The organism is Nonomuraea sp. NPDC049419 (assembly GCF_040676995.1).
Classification (GTDB): Bacteria; Actinomycetota; Actinomycetes; order Streptosporangiales; family Streptosporangiaceae; genus Nonomuraea; species Nonomuraea salmonea.
The window spans coordinates 108,107-122,575 of the sequence record NZ_JBFAQB010000014.1 but is presented as its reverse complement, the minus strand read 5'-3'; the positions used below and the strand labels follow the sequence as shown (position 1 = coordinate 122,575).

Here is a 14,469-nt window from a genome sequence, read left to right as displayed (position 1 = left end):
AGTATGAGATATCGCATTCTCGGCGGCACCGGCATGGAGGTCAGTGCCTACTGCCTCGGCACGATGATGTTCGGCGCGGCCGGCAACCCCGACCACGACGACAGCATCCGCATCATTCATGAAGCGCTCGACCACGGCATCAACTTCGTCGACACCGCCGACATGTACTCGGCGGGCGAGTCCGAGGAGATCGTGGGCAAGGCGCTGCGCGGCCGGCGGGACGACGTGGTGCTGGCGACGAAGGTGCACTTCCCGATGGGTGAGGGGCCCAACAGGGGCGGCAACTCGCGGCGGTGGATCGTCCGCGAGGTGGAGGCGAGCCTGCGGCGGCTCGGCACGGACTGGATCGACCTGTACCAGATCCACCGTCCCGACCACAGGACGGACATCGAGGAGACCCTGGCCGCGCTGACCGACCTCGTACGCCAGGGCAAGATCCGCGCCTTCGGCAGCTCGGCCTTCCCCGCGCACGAGACGGTCGAGGCGTACCACGTGGCCAGGCAGCGCGGGCTGTACCGGTTCCGCACCGAGCAGCCGCCGTACAACATCCTGGCCCGCGGCATCGAGGGGGACGTGCTGCCGACGGCGCAGCGGCTCGGCATGGGCGTGCTCACCTACAGCCCGCTGGGCTGGGGTTTCCTGACCGGCCGCTACCGCAAGGGGCAGGAGATCGACCTGTCGCGGGGCCGCGCCGCGCAGGCGCCGCAGCGGTTCGACCCGTCCATCCCGGTCAACGCGGCCAAGCTGGAGGTCGTCGAAGAGCTGGTGAAGCTGGCGGACGAGCTCGGCCGCACGCTGCCCGAGCTGGCGATCGCCTTCGCCGCCGCGCACCCGGCGGTCACCTCGGTCATCCTCGGGCCGCGCACGATGGAGCAGCTGGAGGGCCTGCTGAAGGGCGCCTCGCTGGTGCTCGACGACGCCGTGCTCGACCGGATCGACGAGCTGGTGCCGCCCGGCACGAACGTCTACCACCCGGTCGGTCTCTGGAGCCCCGCCCCGCTGACCGACCCCGCCCTGCGCCGCCGCCCGGTCGGGGACCGCGCGGCCGGCTGATCTCCTTCAAGATCGCCGCCTGGTGCCTCCGGTGGTTAGGCTTTCGTGCGTACCGGATCGGCGGGAGCGAGGTGGCACGGGTGACGCAGGCGACGCCCCTGCTGATGGTCGGCGCCGGCCAGGTACGCTCCGACGCCCCCTGGCTGCCCGCCCAGGCCGACTCCGTCGCCGACCTCGTCCTCGTCGAAGCCCTGCCCGCACGGTGACCTGATCTGGATGGAGGCCCCATGGCAGCCGACGACCGCGTGATCACCGCCGTCATCGTGGACGACCACGCGGCCATCGCCGTGGGGGTGGGCGTCTGGTGCGCCGCCGCCGTGCCGCCGATCCGGCTCATCGACGCGGGCGACCGGCTCGCCGAGGTCTGGACCGGGCCAGGAGCCGACGCCGACGTCGTGATCTTCGATCTCGAGCTGGTGCCCGGCATGCCCGACTTCGGGGAGCTGCGCCGGCTGGTGGACAGCGGCCGGCGGGTGGTCGTGTACTCCCAGCACATCGAGGACAGCATCGCCATCAAGTGCGTCGATCTGGGCGCGCTGGCGTACCTGACCAAGCGGGAGGGGCCCGAGCACCTGGTGCCGGCCATCCAGGCGGCCGCGCGCGGCGAGGCGTACACGACGCCGTCGCTGTCCGGGGCGTTCATCGCCGACACCTCCGCCGAGCGGCCGCGGCTGTCGCAGCGCGAGGCGGAGGTGCTGCGGGCGTGGTTCGTCTCGTCCTCGAAGGAGCTGGTCGCGGCCAAGCTCAACATCGGCGTGAAGACCGTCGACACCTACATCACGCGGGTCCGCGTCAAGTACGCGAACGTGGGGCGCGCCGCCCGTACGAAGAGTGACCTGGTCAGCCGGGCACTCGACGACGGGCTCATCACGCTCGCCGAGCTGAACGACAAGGTGTAGGGCGTTCGCCGGACAGTACCCCGCCCGATACGTCCCTAAGGTGGTGGCCGTGCGGGTCGCCGCTGCACGGGGGAGCGGCGGTCCGGACCTGTGCGGTCATGCGCGCGCTTCCCCCTGGCACACAGAGATCCACACCTTCCCTCCAGGACGAACAGGGGGCTCTGATGGGGCTGGAGATCAACGTTTTAGGGCCGTGGGAGGTCTTGGCCGACGGCGAGCCCGCCGTACTGACCGGCAAGCGGCGGGTCGCCGTGCTGGCGAAACTGGCGCTGAACGCCGGGCATACCGTTTCGGCCGAGCGTCTGCGGGGGCAGATCTGGGGCGACAGCGCGGCGACGACGGCCGGGAAGCAGCTGCACATCGTGGTGTCCAAGCTGCGGGAGGCGCTGCCGCCCGAGATCATCGTGACCGTGCCCGGCGGCTACCGGCTCGACCTGCCGCGCGAGTCCATCGACGCCCACCGCTTCACGCAGCTGACCCGCCAGGCGCGCGCCGCCCACCGGCGCGACGACCTCGCCGCCGCCGACCGGCTCTACCACCAGGCGCTGGGCCTGTGGCGGGGGGACGCGCTGGCCGGCATGACCGACGCCTGGGCGCAGGCCGAGTCCGCCCGCCTGGAGACGGAGCATCTGGCCGCGCTGGAGGAGCACGCCGACGTACGGCTGGCGGCGGGGCAGCACCACGAGGTCGTGCCCGCGCTCACCGCCCACGTCGAGGCCCATCCGCTGCGCGAACGGCCGCGCGCCCAGCTCATGCTGGCGCTGTACCGCGCCTCGCGGACGTCCGAGGCGCTGGAGGTCTACCGGGAGACCCGCCGGGTGCTGGCCGACGAGCTCGGCATCGAACCGGGTCCCGCGCTGCGCCGCCTGCACCAGGCCGTACTCCACCGGGACCCGGCGCTGGACCTGCCACGCCGGCGAGTGCCGCCGGCCGGACCCGCCGTACCCCGGCCGGCGGCCGGGGTGCCCGGACACCCGTCCGGTCGCGTGGTTCCCGCCGAACTGCCGCCGGATGTCCGCACCTTCATCGGGCGCACCGCCGAGGTCGCCTGCCTGCGCGACACCCTCACCTTCACCCAGCCGGGGCTGCCGGCCGTCGCGGCGGTGCACGGGCCGCGCGGCGTGGGCAAGTCCACCCTGGCGATCCACGTGGCGCACGCGGTGGCCGACCGGTTCACGGACGGCGTCATCTACGTCGACCTCCGCGCCACCACCCGGTCAGTGGGGCCGTACGAGGTCCTGTGCCGGTTGCTGCGCTCGCTCGGGCTGGACGGCGCAGCCGTGCCGCCGGCGCTGGAGGAGGCCGCGGCCCGCTACCGCTCGCTGACCTCGGCGCGCAACCTGCTGGTCGTCCTCGACAACGCGCTCGACGCCGACCAGGTACGGCCGCTCATCCCCGCGGGCACACGCTGCGCGGTGATCGTCACCAGCCGCCGGATGCCGGCCACCCTTGACAGCGCGGGCCACCTGCGGCTGACCGCCCTCGACACGGGCGCCCGCGAGCCCGCCAGGGACACCGGCTGGTGCGCGGTGAAGCGCCTGGCCTGCCGCCACGCGGACATCCTGACACCTCAGCGGGTGTGACCGGGCCGGATGGTCCGGCGAAAGCAGTGAAGGAGGCGGCCCGCCGTGCGCGGGCCGCCTCCCCCGTACGAGGTCAGCCGATGGCCGTGATCCGCCAGTTGACGCCGATCTGGTAGCGGGCGCCGAAGCGGCCGTCGTCCCTGCCGGGATAGACCCACAGCGTGCCCTTGCCGTCGACGGCGACCAGGTCGGTCCTGCCGTCACCGCTCAGGTCCATGGCCACGGGCCTGTAGCTGCTCCACCCGGTGCCGGACTGGCTGCGGGCGTCGAGGGTGACGCCGTTCGGGCTGGTGTCGGCGTAGAACCAGAGCTCGCCCTCGCCGTCGATGGCCATGACGTCGGCGCGGCCGTCCCCGGTGAAGTCGGCGGGGAAGAGGTGGCCCCGTTGAGGTGGTCAGATCCAGCCTTGCTGCTTGGCGAGGAGGGCGCCCTGGAAGCGGTTCGCGGCGCCCAGGCGCTCCAATAGCGCGGCCACGTGCCGCCGGTACGTCCGCAGGCTCACCCCCATCTCCCTGGCCGCCACCTCGTCCTTGCGGGTGCTGGCCAGCAGGTACAGCACCCGCCGCTCCCGGGGGGTGAGCCCGGGGGCGGGGCAGGGTTCGAGGTCCTGGGCGTGCGACCAGACGCGTTCGAACAGGTCCGCCATCGCCGCCACCACGCCCGCCTGCGAGATGAGCAAGGCGCTGTCACCGCCGGGCTCGCTGGGGACGAAGACCACCGCCCGGTCGACGATCACCAGCTGCTGACCGTCGTCGTCCACCAGCCGGTGGTGGTCGCCCGAGCGGTGCAGGGCGCGGCAGCGGTCCAGGACCGCCTGATCCAGCACGCTCTTCCTGGAGACGATCGTGCGGCGGCGGGTGGTCTCGCCGAGCCCGTGCAGGTCGACGGACCGGTGCATGGCCAGCACCTCCTGGGCGTCGACCGCCAGGGAGCGGATGCGCTCGGCGACCCGGTCCGCGCCGTCGATCTGCTCCATCGTCACCGTACGACCCCGCCCGCGCTGCCGCGCGCTCAGCACGTGCACCGCCTCCCACGCCGCCGAGATGCGCCGCTGCTGCGCGTGCGTCTCCAGGAGCCGGCGCCGGATCAGCCGGCTGACCCCGATCTCCGGCTCGACGGCGACGGGGTGGCCGGCCGCGTCGAAGCGCACGAGGCCGAGGGCCGCGAGCCGCTGCAGCGCGGCGGGCACGCCGTCCGATGTCGTCTCGTGGCCGCTCAGGAGGTCCCGGTACACGCACTCCTCGAAATCGGTCAGTCCGAGACTGCTGAGGCTCATGTGGCTCCCGATGGACGAGTGACAACAAGCTGCCGGGCACGGCAGGTTGCTGTCGGCCCTGACCGCTTATGTCAGTTGATCATCCGTGGTTATTGTCCAGGTGTCGGCGCTGATCACCCAAATCGCGTACGTCGGCGCGCACTACAAGGAGGACCCCTGTGTTCCGTGCACTCAACGAGCTGAGCGACCGCCTGCTCAGCAGGTTCCTGCCCACCACCTCCGCCGAGGCCGAGCCCTGCTGGTGGACCGACACCGGCATGCGCTGCTGCATCTACGCCGGCAAGACCTACTGCCGCTAGGAAGACCGGATCGGCAGCATGGAGTACGTCGCGCTGGCCGCCCGCTGCACGCTGGGGATCGTCTTCCTGGTGGCGGTGGCGGGCAAGGTGCGCGGGCGTGCGGCCTTCGAGGCGTTCCGGCGATCGGTGCCGGCGCTCGTCCCGCTGCCGCGGGGCCGGGTGCCGGCCGCCCTGCCCGCGACGGTGGTCGCCCTCGAAGCCGCGACGGTGCTGCTGCTGACGACGGAGTTCACGGCGCCGGCCGGGCTGGCCCTGGCCGGCGCCGTGCTCCTGGCCTTCTCCCTCGGGATCCGGCACGCGCTCCGCGCGGGCTCCCGGGCGTCCTGCAACTGCTTCGGCGCCTCGTCGGCGCCGCTGGGCCGCAGGCACCTCGTACGCAACCTCGCCCTGATCGCCGTGGCCTGCACCGGCCTCGCGACCTCGTACGCCGGCCCGCAGCCGCAGCTCGCGGGAGCCGTGCTGGCGATCGCCGCCGGCGGCCTGATCGCGCTGTTCGCCGTCTTCACCGACGACCTCGCCGACCTGTTCACGGCGAAATGACGCTCCTCACCGCAAAGGGTCGCCGATGTCCTTCCTCGTGGCCGCCGTCGTCTTCGTCGGCGTGCTGAGCGCCGTCAACCTGTTCCTGCTCCTGGCCGTGATCCGCCGCCTTCGCGCGCACGCGAACGTCCTGAAGCACGTCACCGCGCCACCCGCCTTCACCCCGCCGGGCACCAAGCTGGCGGGCTTCACCGCGCCCGTCACGTTCACATCAGCGGCGACCGTCGTCGGCATGTTCTCCACCGACTGCTCCGCCTGCGACGAACACCTGCCCGTGTTCGCCGAACGGGTCCGCCACCTGGGCCGCGACCGCGTCGTGGCGCTGGTCGTCGGCGGCGGCCCGAAGGAGCAGACCTTCACCGCCGCACTTGAGGACGTGGCGACGGTGGTGACCGAGGAGCGCGACGGCTCCCTGTACGCCGCCTTCGGCCGCCCCCCGTTCCCCGGCTTCTACCTCGTGGACGCCGAGGGCACCGTGACGGCCTCCGCGCACTCCACGGACGAGCTCCCCATCCCCGCGAACGTCTGATCCGGCATGGCGAACCCCCTGCTCGGACGCATCCGCGTCGCCGCCGCCCTCGCCTGGACCGCCCACCCGGCGGCCGCCGCGGGCGCGGCCGTGCTCGGCGTGCTCACCGGCGTGGCCCCGGTCGCGACCGCCTGGCTGACCAAGCTGGTCCTCGACGGGCTGGTCAGGGGCGACGGGTTCGCCGCGCTGGCCCCGACGGCCGCCGGGCTCGCCGTCGCCGGGCTGGCCGTCATCGTGCTGCCGCACCTTGCCGACTACGCCAAGGCGCAGCTGCGCAGGTCGCTGCGGGTGCTCATCTACGACCGGCTGTTCCGCGCGGTCAACCGCCATCCTGGGCTGAGCCGCTTCGAGACGCCGGCCTTCCACGACACGCTCAGGCTGGCGTACGACGCGAGCCACAACGCCCCCGACCGCCTGGTCATCGGCGCGCTGGCGATCGGCCAGGCGATCATCACGCTCGCCGGCTTCGCCGCCAGCCTGGCGGCCGTCAACCCCCTCATGATCGTCGTCATCGTGGTCGCCGCGCTGCCCTCGGCCCGCATCGAGCTCATGCTGAGCCGCAGGCGCGCCGAGGTCATGTACGACATCACGCCCGCCATGCGGCGCCAGGTCTTCTTCGGCGACCTGCTCACCCGGCCCGAGGCGGCCAAGGAGGTGCGGCTGTTCGGGCTGGGCGACTACCTGCGTACCAGGATGCTCGACGAGGTGCGCGGCATCAACCGGGCCGAACGCGACGTCGACCGCCGCGCCCTGCGCAGCCAGGGCGCGATGGCGCTGCTCGGCAGCGTCGTGGCGGCCGGCGGCCTGCTCTGGGCGATCATCAGCGCCGCCGCCGGGAGCATCAGCGTGGGCGACGTGACGGTCTTCGTCGCGGCGGTCGCGGGCGTTCAGGCGGCGCTGAACGCGATCGTCAGCCATTGGGCGGACGTGCACAACGCGCTGCTGATGTTCGGCCACTACACGGACGTGGTCGCGGCCGACCCCGACCTGCCGGTGCCGCGCGAGCCCGCCGCGCTGCCCGCGCTGCGCCAGGGCATCGAGCTGCGCGACGTGTGGTTCCGCTACAGCGACGAGCACCCCTGGATCCTGCGCGGAGTCGATCTGTTCATCCCCTCGGGCCGGACGGTCGCCCTCGTCGGGGTGAACGGCGCGGGCAAGAGCACGCTGGTCAAGCTGCTGTGCCGGATGTACGACCCGAGCAAGGGCCGCATCACCTGGGACGGCGTGGACCTGCGCGACGTGAGCCCCGCCGATCTGCGGGCCAGGATCGGCGCGGTCTTCCAGGACTACATGGACTACGACCTCACCGCCGCCGAGAACATCATGCTCGGCGACCTCACGGCGGAGCCGGGGCGGATCCGCGACTCGGCCAGGCGGGCGGGCGTCCACGACACGATCGCCGCGCTGCCTCGTGGCTACGACACCATGCTCAGCCGCCTCTTCGGCGACCGGGACGACCAGTCGGGCGTCTCCCTGTCGGGCGGGCAGTGGCAGCGCCTGGCGCTGGCCCGCGCGTTCCTGCGGCAGCGCCAGGACCTGCTCATCCTGGACGAGCCCAGCTCCGGCCTCGACGCCCAGGCCGAGCACGAGGTGCACACCAGCCTGCGCGGATACCGGGGCGACCGGACGAGCGTGCTCATCTCCCACCGGCTCGGCACCGTACGCTCCGCCGACCTCATCGTGGTGCTGAGCGAAGGGCGGATCGCGGAACGCGGCACGCACGACGAGCTCATGGCGTCGGACGGTGCGTACGCACGCCTGTTCACCCTGCAGGCCACCGGCTACGAAACCGCGCCATCCGACACCTCAGGAGACGACGGACCGGGCGATTCAGGAGCGGGGGACAGCGTCCGCACGACCACGCCGAGCACCCGATCGGCCGGCAGGTAGCCGTAGACCCGCGAGTCCGCGCTCGACGTGCCGTCGCCGACGACCACGAGCGCCCCTTCCGGCACGCGATCGCCGGGCCGCGCCTTGGCCGCCTCCGCCACGTCACCGGGCACCAGGTCGCCCGGCACCGCGGTCACCCGCTTGATCGCCCAGGGCGGCGCCGGCGGCCCCGTGCCCCACCCCGTGGGCCGCGTCGACTCGAACACCACCACCTGGCCCCGCCGCACCGCCGCGGTCCTGCGTACCAGCACCCGATCACCAGGACGGAACGTCGGCGCCATGCTCACGCCGCCCACCCGCACGACGACGAGAGCCCGTCGCGCGACGACCGCGAGGACGGCGAGCACCGCGACGGCGCCGAGCACGTACCACACGCCCTCACCCTAGCCCGACAGCTGGCGGGTGATGGAGGGGTCGGTGATCGCGGTGTCATCGGCCAGCAGGAACGCCTTGCTGAGGATGAGCGCCAGCCGCCCGTCCTCCTCGAACGGCAGGAACAGCCCCGGCTGGAAACCGCGCGCGGAGACGATGCAGAGGTAGGCGTCGTTGGGCTCCATGAGGATGTTCGCCGACCCGAGATGGATCTTGTACGTGCGCAGATCACCTCGTACCACCAGATAGCGGTCGGTGAGCGTGCACCGGTCGGCGATGGCCGTGCGCCCGATGAGGCGGGCCAGCGCGTCCTTGCGCACCTCGGCGGAGGGCGTCAGCGGCGCGAACGGCCCGGCCTCCCAGTGGTCCCGCAGCCGGTCGGGCCCCTGACCGGCCCACTGCGGATCGAGGGTGATGGAGGCGACGCCCACGAACAGGTCGATGTCCCGCATGCCCTCGCTGAACACCAGCGGCGGCACCTCCCTCAGCGGCACGTCACGCCAAACGCCGCCGCTCCTGCGCTGGAAGCTCGCCCGGCCGATGTCGGCGTGGACCTCGTCCGCCAGGTAGTGCTCCAGCGTCGCCCGCCACTCGCCGCCCGCCATGACCCGGTGCGCGTCGCCGTCATCCTCCCAGTGCCCCTGGAACTTCGACGTCCAGCCCCGATCCTTGAACAGCGCCCGCAGCCGCCGATAGTGCACCACCTGCCCCTCGAACCGGCTGGAGTAGACGCCGGACGCCTCCTCGGCGGGCGTCAGCAGGTAGATCTCGCGGAAGGCCTGCTTGAACGGCTGGCGCAGCTCCTTGTCCTGCACCACCTCCCGCCAGCCGCGCACCTCCGCCACCGACGCCCTGGCCGGATGCCACAGCCGCACCGGCACGTCGGGGACGTGCATCCCCAGCTCGGCCCGCCACACGCCGGGCTCGACCTCGAACTCCCAGATCAGCCGCTCGGCCACCGGGTGCCCTTCGAGCTGCCGGTACGGCGGCGCCGTCGCGCCCGTGTAGCCGGCCTCCAGCGCCCTGGCGAGCGTCGCCTGCTGCTGCTGGGTGAGCTTGGCCAGCTCGCGCAGCCGCTTGACCTCGTCGGGATGCTCACGCCTGACCGCCGCCGGGACCGACCGCAGCTTCTTGGGCCCGTGCCACCACGACAGCTCGACCCCGCCGTCCGTCGAGATCACCGCCGTGTGCTCGCCGAACTCCTCCCGCACCCGCCCGTCGGGGATCCTGAACGCCACCTCCAGCCGCTCGGCCAACGCCGGCTCCATGCGCTTGAACTTGCGGTCGAGCTGCATCGGCACCCCGCCGTGCCGGGTGATGCGGCGGGCGGTGCGCAGCGCGGAGATCACCTCGGGCGTCGGATGTTCCTCCGCCGCGCGGGCGATCTCGAACAGCAGCTTCTGCGACGGCAGCGTCTTGGCCTGGGTGGGCGCCACCGCGATACCGCGGACCAGCTCGTCGAGCAGCTCGGGCAGCCAGCTCTCGTCGCGCAGGAGCGCCAGCCGCACGGCCCTGCCGAGCGTGCGCCGCTCACCGTCGTCGAACGCCTTCTCCGCCCGGTAGGGGATCTCACCCGCGTGGATCGCCACGGCGCGATCGCGCGCCATCTCCAGCGCCGTACGGGCGAAGCCCACATATCCCGGCAACCCGCCGATCCACTCGATCGGGACGGGCACCGGCTGGCCGTCCTGCATGCGGGTCTCGGCGAACAGCGCCCGCAGCTCCACCTCCCAGCCGAGCACCAGGTCGATCTCGGCGACCGCGATCGGCCCGTGCTGCCCGGCGAGCGCGGCCCGCACGTCGGCGTCCATGCCCGCCAGCCCGGCCGCCACCACGACGGCGGGCCAGCCGTACGTCTTGGACAGCATGAACCCGACCAGCTCCCGAGCCGGCTCGACCAGCTTCTCCCTGGTCCGCGCGTCGAGCGCGTAAGGCGCCGGTCCAGTGGCGATGGGTGATCCGCTGCCCATGCCTGCGAGACCGACGCTCAGCCGAGGCACCTCAGGCCAGCGGGTGGGATCGTCGGCGGTGCCGTCGATCAGATCGCAGAGCCGCCGCGCGAGCGGGGACAGCCCATCCACGTCAGCCACCCACCAGCGGCACGAGCGAAGACCTCACGTCCACGTCAGCCACCCACCAGCGGCACGAGCGAAGACCTCACGTCCACGTCAGCCACCCACCAGCGGCACGAGCTTGACGAACGACACGACCGGGTCGGCGTCGAGGTCGATCTGCACGTCGAGGTCCATGATCTGCCGGTCGCCGACCAGCAGCAGGAACCCGTTGCGCGCGAACGCGGCCTCAGCGGCGTCGGCCTGCTTCTCCCAGTCGAGCTTCCGCGCGGCGCGTAACCGGTAGCCGTTCAGCTCGGCCTCGGCATCGGCCGGCTTCACCAGCCCCCTGAAATGCCGCTTGGGGGCGGCGTTGTGGCGTGCCACCTCCTCGCGGACGCGCAGCCGTACGAGCTCCCTGGCCGAGATCCGGTCAGGCAGGCCCGGCAGGGAGAACTCCTCCAGGGCCCGCCCACTCGCGGACTCGTCACGAAACGTCACCGATGCCATCGGCCATCCTTCTGTCGTCGGAGATCAGGTGGTGGCGTCATCTATAGCAGCGCCGAACGACAGAACCCGCGCTCAGTCGGTGACCGACCGCCACCTGGGCGGAGCGCCCTACCAGGACGTCTGCCCTCAGTAGCTCGCGAGCCGCCGATCAACCAGAGGCAGCAGGACGTCGATGGGCTCGCAGGCGGTGCACCGCCACAGCCGCACGGTCGCGTCTCCGTGCGCGGTGGCCACAAGTTTCCCGTTGACGGATAACGAGATCCCGCCCACCCGCGCCGCGAAGCCGCCCACCGTTATGGGCAGGGCGGCCACATCGGTACGCCAGATGCGGACCGTCCCGTCATTTCCCGTCCCGGCCACCCAGCGCCCGTCCGGACTGAACGCGACGGCCCACACCATGCCCTGGTGGCCGCGTAGCACCAGAGGTTCCCCCTGGCCGGACGCGGGCCAAACCCTGACGGTGCCGTCGGTTCCCGCGCTGGCCAGCTGCCGCCCGCCGGGGCTGAACGCGACCGCGTAGACCAGCCCCCGATGGCCACGCAGGATCACGGGCGGCAGATCGCGGTGGGCGTCCCAGAGCCGTACGGTGCCGTCCTGCCCAGCGGTCGCCACCCGGCGTCCGTCGGGGCTGAAGGCGGCTTGGCGGATCTGGTCCGTGTCGGCCCATCGGACCAGCGGGGGACTTCCGCCCGTCAGGTCCCAGATGCGCAGCGCGCCGTCCTGCCCGGCGCTCGCCACCCGGCGTCCGTCGTGGCTGAACGCGGCGCTCCACACCGCACCCTTGTGACCACGAAGCAGCACCGGCTCCGTGTCTCCGCCGGTGACCCTGATCGTGCCGTCCATCGCCGCGCTTGCCACCCGCTGCCCGTCGGGGCTGACGGCCAGGCCGGTCACCTGGTCGTCGTGGCGGGTCAGCACGCGGTGCGTGCCGGCGTGCCGGTCCCAGCGCCGTACCGTGCCGTCCGCGCCGCCGCTGAACACCTGCCGGTCGTCGGTGCCGAACGCCGCCACCCACGCCTCTCCCTCGTGACCGCGCAGCACCGATACCCGGCCCATCCCGTGCGGGTCCCAGACCCGTACGGTCCCGTCGTCGCCGGCGGATACGAGCCTGGTCCCATCGGCGCTGAAGGCCGCGCCCCACACGACCCGTTCGTGGCCGCGCAGGACCAGCGGATCACCGGCGCCGTTCGGCGACCAGACGCGGATGGTGGCGTCGTCGCTGGTCGTGGCCAGGAAGTGTCCGTCGCGGCTGAAGGCCAGCCCCTCCACCGAGCCCTGATGTCCCTGCAGCACGACGGGCGGCAGGTCGCCGGCGAGACTCCAGACACGTACGGTGCCGTCGGTGCTCACGCTGGCCAGCAGCCGCCCCTCAGGGCCGAACACCACGTTCTTGATCGCCGCCGTGTGCCCGCGCAGAACCCGGGGCCGGTCGGGCCGCCTCAGGCCCCAGAGGCGGATGGTCGCGTCGCGGCCGGCACTGGCCAGCGTCCGCCCGTCGGGGCTGAACGCCACGTTCCACACTGGACCGTCGTGCCCGGTGAGCGTGATGCGTCCGGTCTTGCCGGACAGGTCCCAGATCCGGATCGTCCCGTCGGTGCCCGGGACCGCCAGCCGCCCCCCGTCCGGACTGAACGCAGGACCCAGCGCCTCGCCACGATGTCCGCGCAGCACGACCGGCGGCTCGGCCGGCAGGCCGTCTCCGCGCCACGGCCACACCCGGACCAGGCCGTCGGCCGAGCTGACGGCCAGGCGTGTGCCGTCCCGGCTGAACGCCACGCCCATCGCCCGTCCCAGCCCGGGGATCGTGGCGCGTAGATGGTCCTCCACCATGCCCTGCCGCAGGACCGACTCGGCCTCGATCGTCGGCCACAGCCGGTACGCCCGTCGCGCCAGGTTCAGCCCGCGCCCCGGGTCCAGCGCCAGTTCGGCCCGCGCCTCGGCGGCGAGCTGCCGGGACAGCGCTACGTCCCGCTGCTCCCTGGCCTGACGGCCCTGCAACACGGCGACCCCGGCGAGCACGCTGACCACCACCGTCGTCGCGGCGAGCGCCGTCCACGCCAGGCGGGTGCGGCGGCGCCGTACGGCGGACCTGGCCGCCTCCCGGCGCCGGCCCGCGTCGAGAAACGCGCGCTCAAGGTCGCTCAGCGTGTCGGCGGGACGGTCGAGCCAGGTCGCGAGGCGAGTCCCGTGATAGAGGAACGTCTCGTCGCGGCCGTGCTGCTCCCATTCGACGGCGGCCTCGGCTAGCCGGCGCAGACCGTTCAGCCTCTCGCGGTCCTCCTCGAGCCAGGTACGCAGGCGCGGCCAGCCGTCGATCAGCGCCTCGTGCGCGACGGTCACGGTGTTCTCCTCGGCCACGACCAGCCGCGCCTCGATCAACCTGTCGAGCACCTCGGACGTACGCCGCCCCGGTCGCCCAGCCTCCAGTTCCGCCCGCGACGCGCGCCTGCGGGTGTCCCTGGTCCCCTCGCCGGGCCTGGTCAGGCGCAGGAACACGTCCCTGGCGATGTCCTGGCCCGCCGGATCCAGCTCGCCGTAGACGTGTTCGGCGGTCTGCGAGATCGCGCCGCGCAGGCCGCCCGTCGCCAGGAAGGCGGCCACGGTGAGCGAGGCGCCCGCACGGTGGCGCCAGGTCTCCAGCAGCGCGTGCGAGACCAGCGACAGCGCCCCCACCTGGCCATGCGCCTCGTCGACGACCAGGTCGACCAGCTCGGGATCGACCTTCACGCCCGCCTGCCGCGCCGGTCCGGTGATGACGGCGCGCATGTCGTCGTCCTCCATGGGCCCGATCAGCACCTGGTTCTCCTGGAGCGCGGCCACCAGCTCCTCATGCTGGGCGCAGTGTCCGTAGAAGTCGGCCCGGACGCCCAGCACGACCCGCACCCGAGGCTCGCGGGCGGCGCTCAGCAGCGCGGCGATGTAGTACCGGCGTTGCTTCTCGTCATGGCAGAGCGTGAAGACCTCCTCGAACTGGTCCACCACGACCGCCAGCCGGGCTCCATCGGCCGTACCGGTCATGGCCTGGGCGCACAGCAGGCCGACGCTCTCGGGGGAGTCCAGCAGCGCGCGTTCGACGGGGGCGGCCGCGATCCCGCACAGACCGGCCAGCCGGATCGCCAGCTGCCGGAGCGGCCGCTCGCCCGGCGTGACGAACGCGATCCGCCACGCGGATCCGCTCTTGGCGAGGGCGGGAAGCAGCCCCGCCCGCAGCAGCGACGACTTCCCCGCCCCCGAGGGGCCGAACAACGCCAGCAGCGGAGTGTCCGTCAGGCGTTTGCGCAGCCGCCGTACGAGGCGCTCGCGCCCGAAGAACAGCGGCGCGTCTTCCTTTCGGTACGACATCAGCCCCAGATACGGTGCCGCATCGTCCGCGGGGGAATCGGCCGACGCGAGCTCACGCATCAGGGAATACCACCGGCGCTCCCACCGCGCCCGATCGCCCTCGCACGCCTCGACATACCCGAGCG

13 protein-coding genes and 1 pseudogene are annotated in these 14,469 nt (G+C 72.7%); 8 read left to right on the top strand and 6 right to left on the bottom strand.

From position 1 onward, the window contains the following. Positions 1-3: 3 nt before the first annotated feature. The 4 genes from AB0K12_RS32875 (at position 4) to AB0K12_RS32860 (ending at position 3,535) form a co-directional block, all read left to right on the top strand. Positions 4-1,053, top strand: a complete 1,050-nt coding sequence (locus AB0K12_RS32875) for an aldo/keto reductase (RefSeq protein ID WP_364569943.1) — start codon at positions 4-6, stop codon at positions 1,051-1,053. An 80-nt stretch (positions 1,054-1,133) separates the two neighbouring features. Continuing rightward, complete coding sequence (locus AB0K12_RS32870) at positions 1,134-1,259, top strand: hypothetical protein (RefSeq protein ID WP_364569940.1); 126 nt, start codon at positions 1,134-1,136, stop codon at positions 1,257-1,259. A gap of 21 nt (positions 1,260-1,280) precedes the next feature. Continuing rightward, the gene (locus tag AB0K12_RS32865) at positions 1,281-1,952 is read left to right on the top strand and encodes a response regulator transcription factor (protein ID WP_364569937.1); all 672 of its coding nucleotides are present in this window, start codon (positions 1,281-1,283) and stop codon (positions 1,950-1,952) included. Positions 1,953-2,116: 164 nt separating this feature from the next. Further along, positions 2,117-3,535: a BTAD domain-containing putative transcriptional regulator gene (locus AB0K12_RS32860; protein WP_364569934.1), complete on the top strand. Its 1,419-nt coding sequence runs from the start codon at positions 2,117-2,119 to the stop codon at positions 3,533-3,535. A 73-nt stretch (positions 3,536-3,608) separates the two neighbouring features. Here the strand turns inward: AB0K12_RS32860 and AB0K12_RS32855 are convergent. Further along, positions 3,609-3,887 (bottom strand): annotated as a pseudogene (locus AB0K12_RS32855) (FG-GAP-like repeat-containing protein); the annotation flags it as partial. 42 nt (positions 3,888-3,929) lie between these two features. Continuing rightward, positions 3,930-4,811, bottom strand: a complete 882-nt coding sequence (locus AB0K12_RS32850; protein ID WP_364569931.1) for a LuxR C-terminal-related transcriptional regulator — start codon at positions 4,809-4,811, stop codon at positions 3,930-3,932. Positions 4,812-4,969: 158 nt separating this feature from the next. Here AB0K12_RS32850 and AB0K12_RS32845 point away from each other — a divergent pair, with 158 nt between their 5' ends. The 4 genes from AB0K12_RS32845 to AB0K12_RS32830 are packed head-to-tail and all read left to right on the top strand — an operon-like array spanning position 4,970 to position 8,069. Beyond that, positions 4,970-5,110, top strand: a complete 141-nt coding sequence (locus tag AB0K12_RS32845; RefSeq protein ID WP_364569928.1) for a hypothetical protein — start codon at positions 4,970-4,972, stop codon at positions 5,108-5,110. 18 nt (positions 5,111-5,128) lie between these two features. Beyond that, on the top strand, positions 5,129-5,650 hold the full coding sequence (locus AB0K12_RS32840; protein ID WP_364569925.1) for a MauE/DoxX family redox-associated membrane protein: 522 nt from the start codon (positions 5,129-5,131) through the stop codon (positions 5,648-5,650). Between the two features lie 25 nt (positions 5,651-5,675). Beyond that, positions 5,676-6,179 (top strand): hypothetical protein, encoded by a 504-nt coding sequence (locus AB0K12_RS32835; protein ID WP_364569922.1) that lies wholly within the window; start codon positions 5,676-5,678, stop codon positions 6,177-6,179. Positions 6,180-6,185: 6 nt separating this feature from the next. Beyond that, a complete protein-coding gene (locus AB0K12_RS32830; RefSeq protein WP_364569919.1) occupies positions 6,186-8,069 on the top strand; it encodes an ABC transporter ATP-binding protein in 1,884 nt (627 codons plus the stop codon). On the opposite strand, the gene AB0K12_RS32825 is transcribed toward AB0K12_RS32830, so the two are convergent. The 4 genes from AB0K12_RS32825 to AB0K12_RS32810 all read right to left on the bottom strand — a co-directional run bounded on the left by AB0K12_RS32825 (position 7,961) and on the right by AB0K12_RS32810 (position 14,404). After that, a complete protein-coding gene (locus AB0K12_RS32825; protein WP_364569916.1) occupies positions 7,961-8,443 on the bottom strand; it encodes a S26 family signal peptidase in 483 nt (160 codons plus the stop codon). The two genes, AB0K12_RS32830 and AB0K12_RS32825, sit on opposite strands and share 109 nt — an antisense overlap. Positions 8,444-8,452: 9 nt before the next feature. Beyond that, positions 8,453-10,522 carry a DUF4132 domain-containing protein gene (locus tag AB0K12_RS32820; protein WP_364569913.1) on the bottom strand — a complete coding sequence of 690 codons (2,070 nt, stop codon included), beginning with the start codon at positions 10,520-10,522 and terminating at the stop codon, positions 8,453-8,455. Positions 10,523-10,609: 87 nt separating this feature from the next. Continuing rightward, positions 10,610-11,002, bottom strand: a complete 393-nt coding sequence (locus AB0K12_RS32815) for a hypothetical protein (protein WP_364569910.1) — start codon at positions 11,000-11,002, stop codon at positions 10,610-10,612. 126 nt (positions 11,003-11,128) lie between these two features. Continuing rightward, entirely contained in the window at positions 11,129-14,404 is a 3,276-nt protein-coding gene (locus tag AB0K12_RS32810) for a hypothetical protein (RefSeq protein ID WP_364569907.1), read from the bottom strand. Positions 14,405-14,469: the final 65 nt, after the last annotated feature.

What these genes read in the sequence shown, in the direction of transcription:
- AB0K12_RS32875 (WP_364569943.1), top strand. Translation starts at nt 4, where the DNA reads ATGAGATATCGCATTCTCGGCGGCACCGGCATGGAGGTCAGTGCCTAC.
- AB0K12_RS32865 (WP_364569937.1), top strand. Translation starts at nt 1,281, where the DNA reads ATGGCAGCCGACGACCGCGTGATCACCGCCGTCATCGTGGACGACCAC.
- AB0K12_RS32860 (WP_364569934.1), top strand. Translation starts at nt 2,117, where the DNA reads ATGGGGCTGGAGATCAACGTTTTAGGGCCGTGGGAGGTCTTGGCCGAC.
- AB0K12_RS32850 (WP_364569931.1), bottom strand. Translation starts at nt 4,811, where the DNA reads ATGAGCCTCAGCAGTCTCGGACTGACCGATTTCGAGGAGTGCGTGTAC.
- AB0K12_RS32840 (WP_364569925.1), top strand. Translation starts at nt 5,129, where the DNA reads ATGGAGTACGTCGCGCTGGCCGCCCGCTGCACGCTGGGGATCGTCTTC.
- AB0K12_RS32835 (WP_364569922.1), top strand. Translation starts at nt 5,676, where the DNA reads ATGTCCTTCCTCGTGGCCGCCGTCGTCTTCGTCGGCGTGCTGAGCGCC.
- AB0K12_RS32830 (WP_364569919.1), top strand. Translation starts at nt 6,186, where the DNA reads ATGGCGAACCCCCTGCTCGGACGCATCCGCGTCGCCGCCGCCCTCGCC.
- AB0K12_RS32815 (WP_364569910.1), bottom strand. Translation starts at nt 11,002, where the DNA reads ATGGCATCGGTGACGTTTCGTGACGAGTCCGCGAGTGGGCGGGCCCTG.
- AB0K12_RS32810 (WP_364569907.1), bottom strand. Translation starts at nt 14,404, where the DNA reads ATGCGTGAGCTCGCGTCGGCCGATTCCCCCGCGGACGATGCGGCACCG.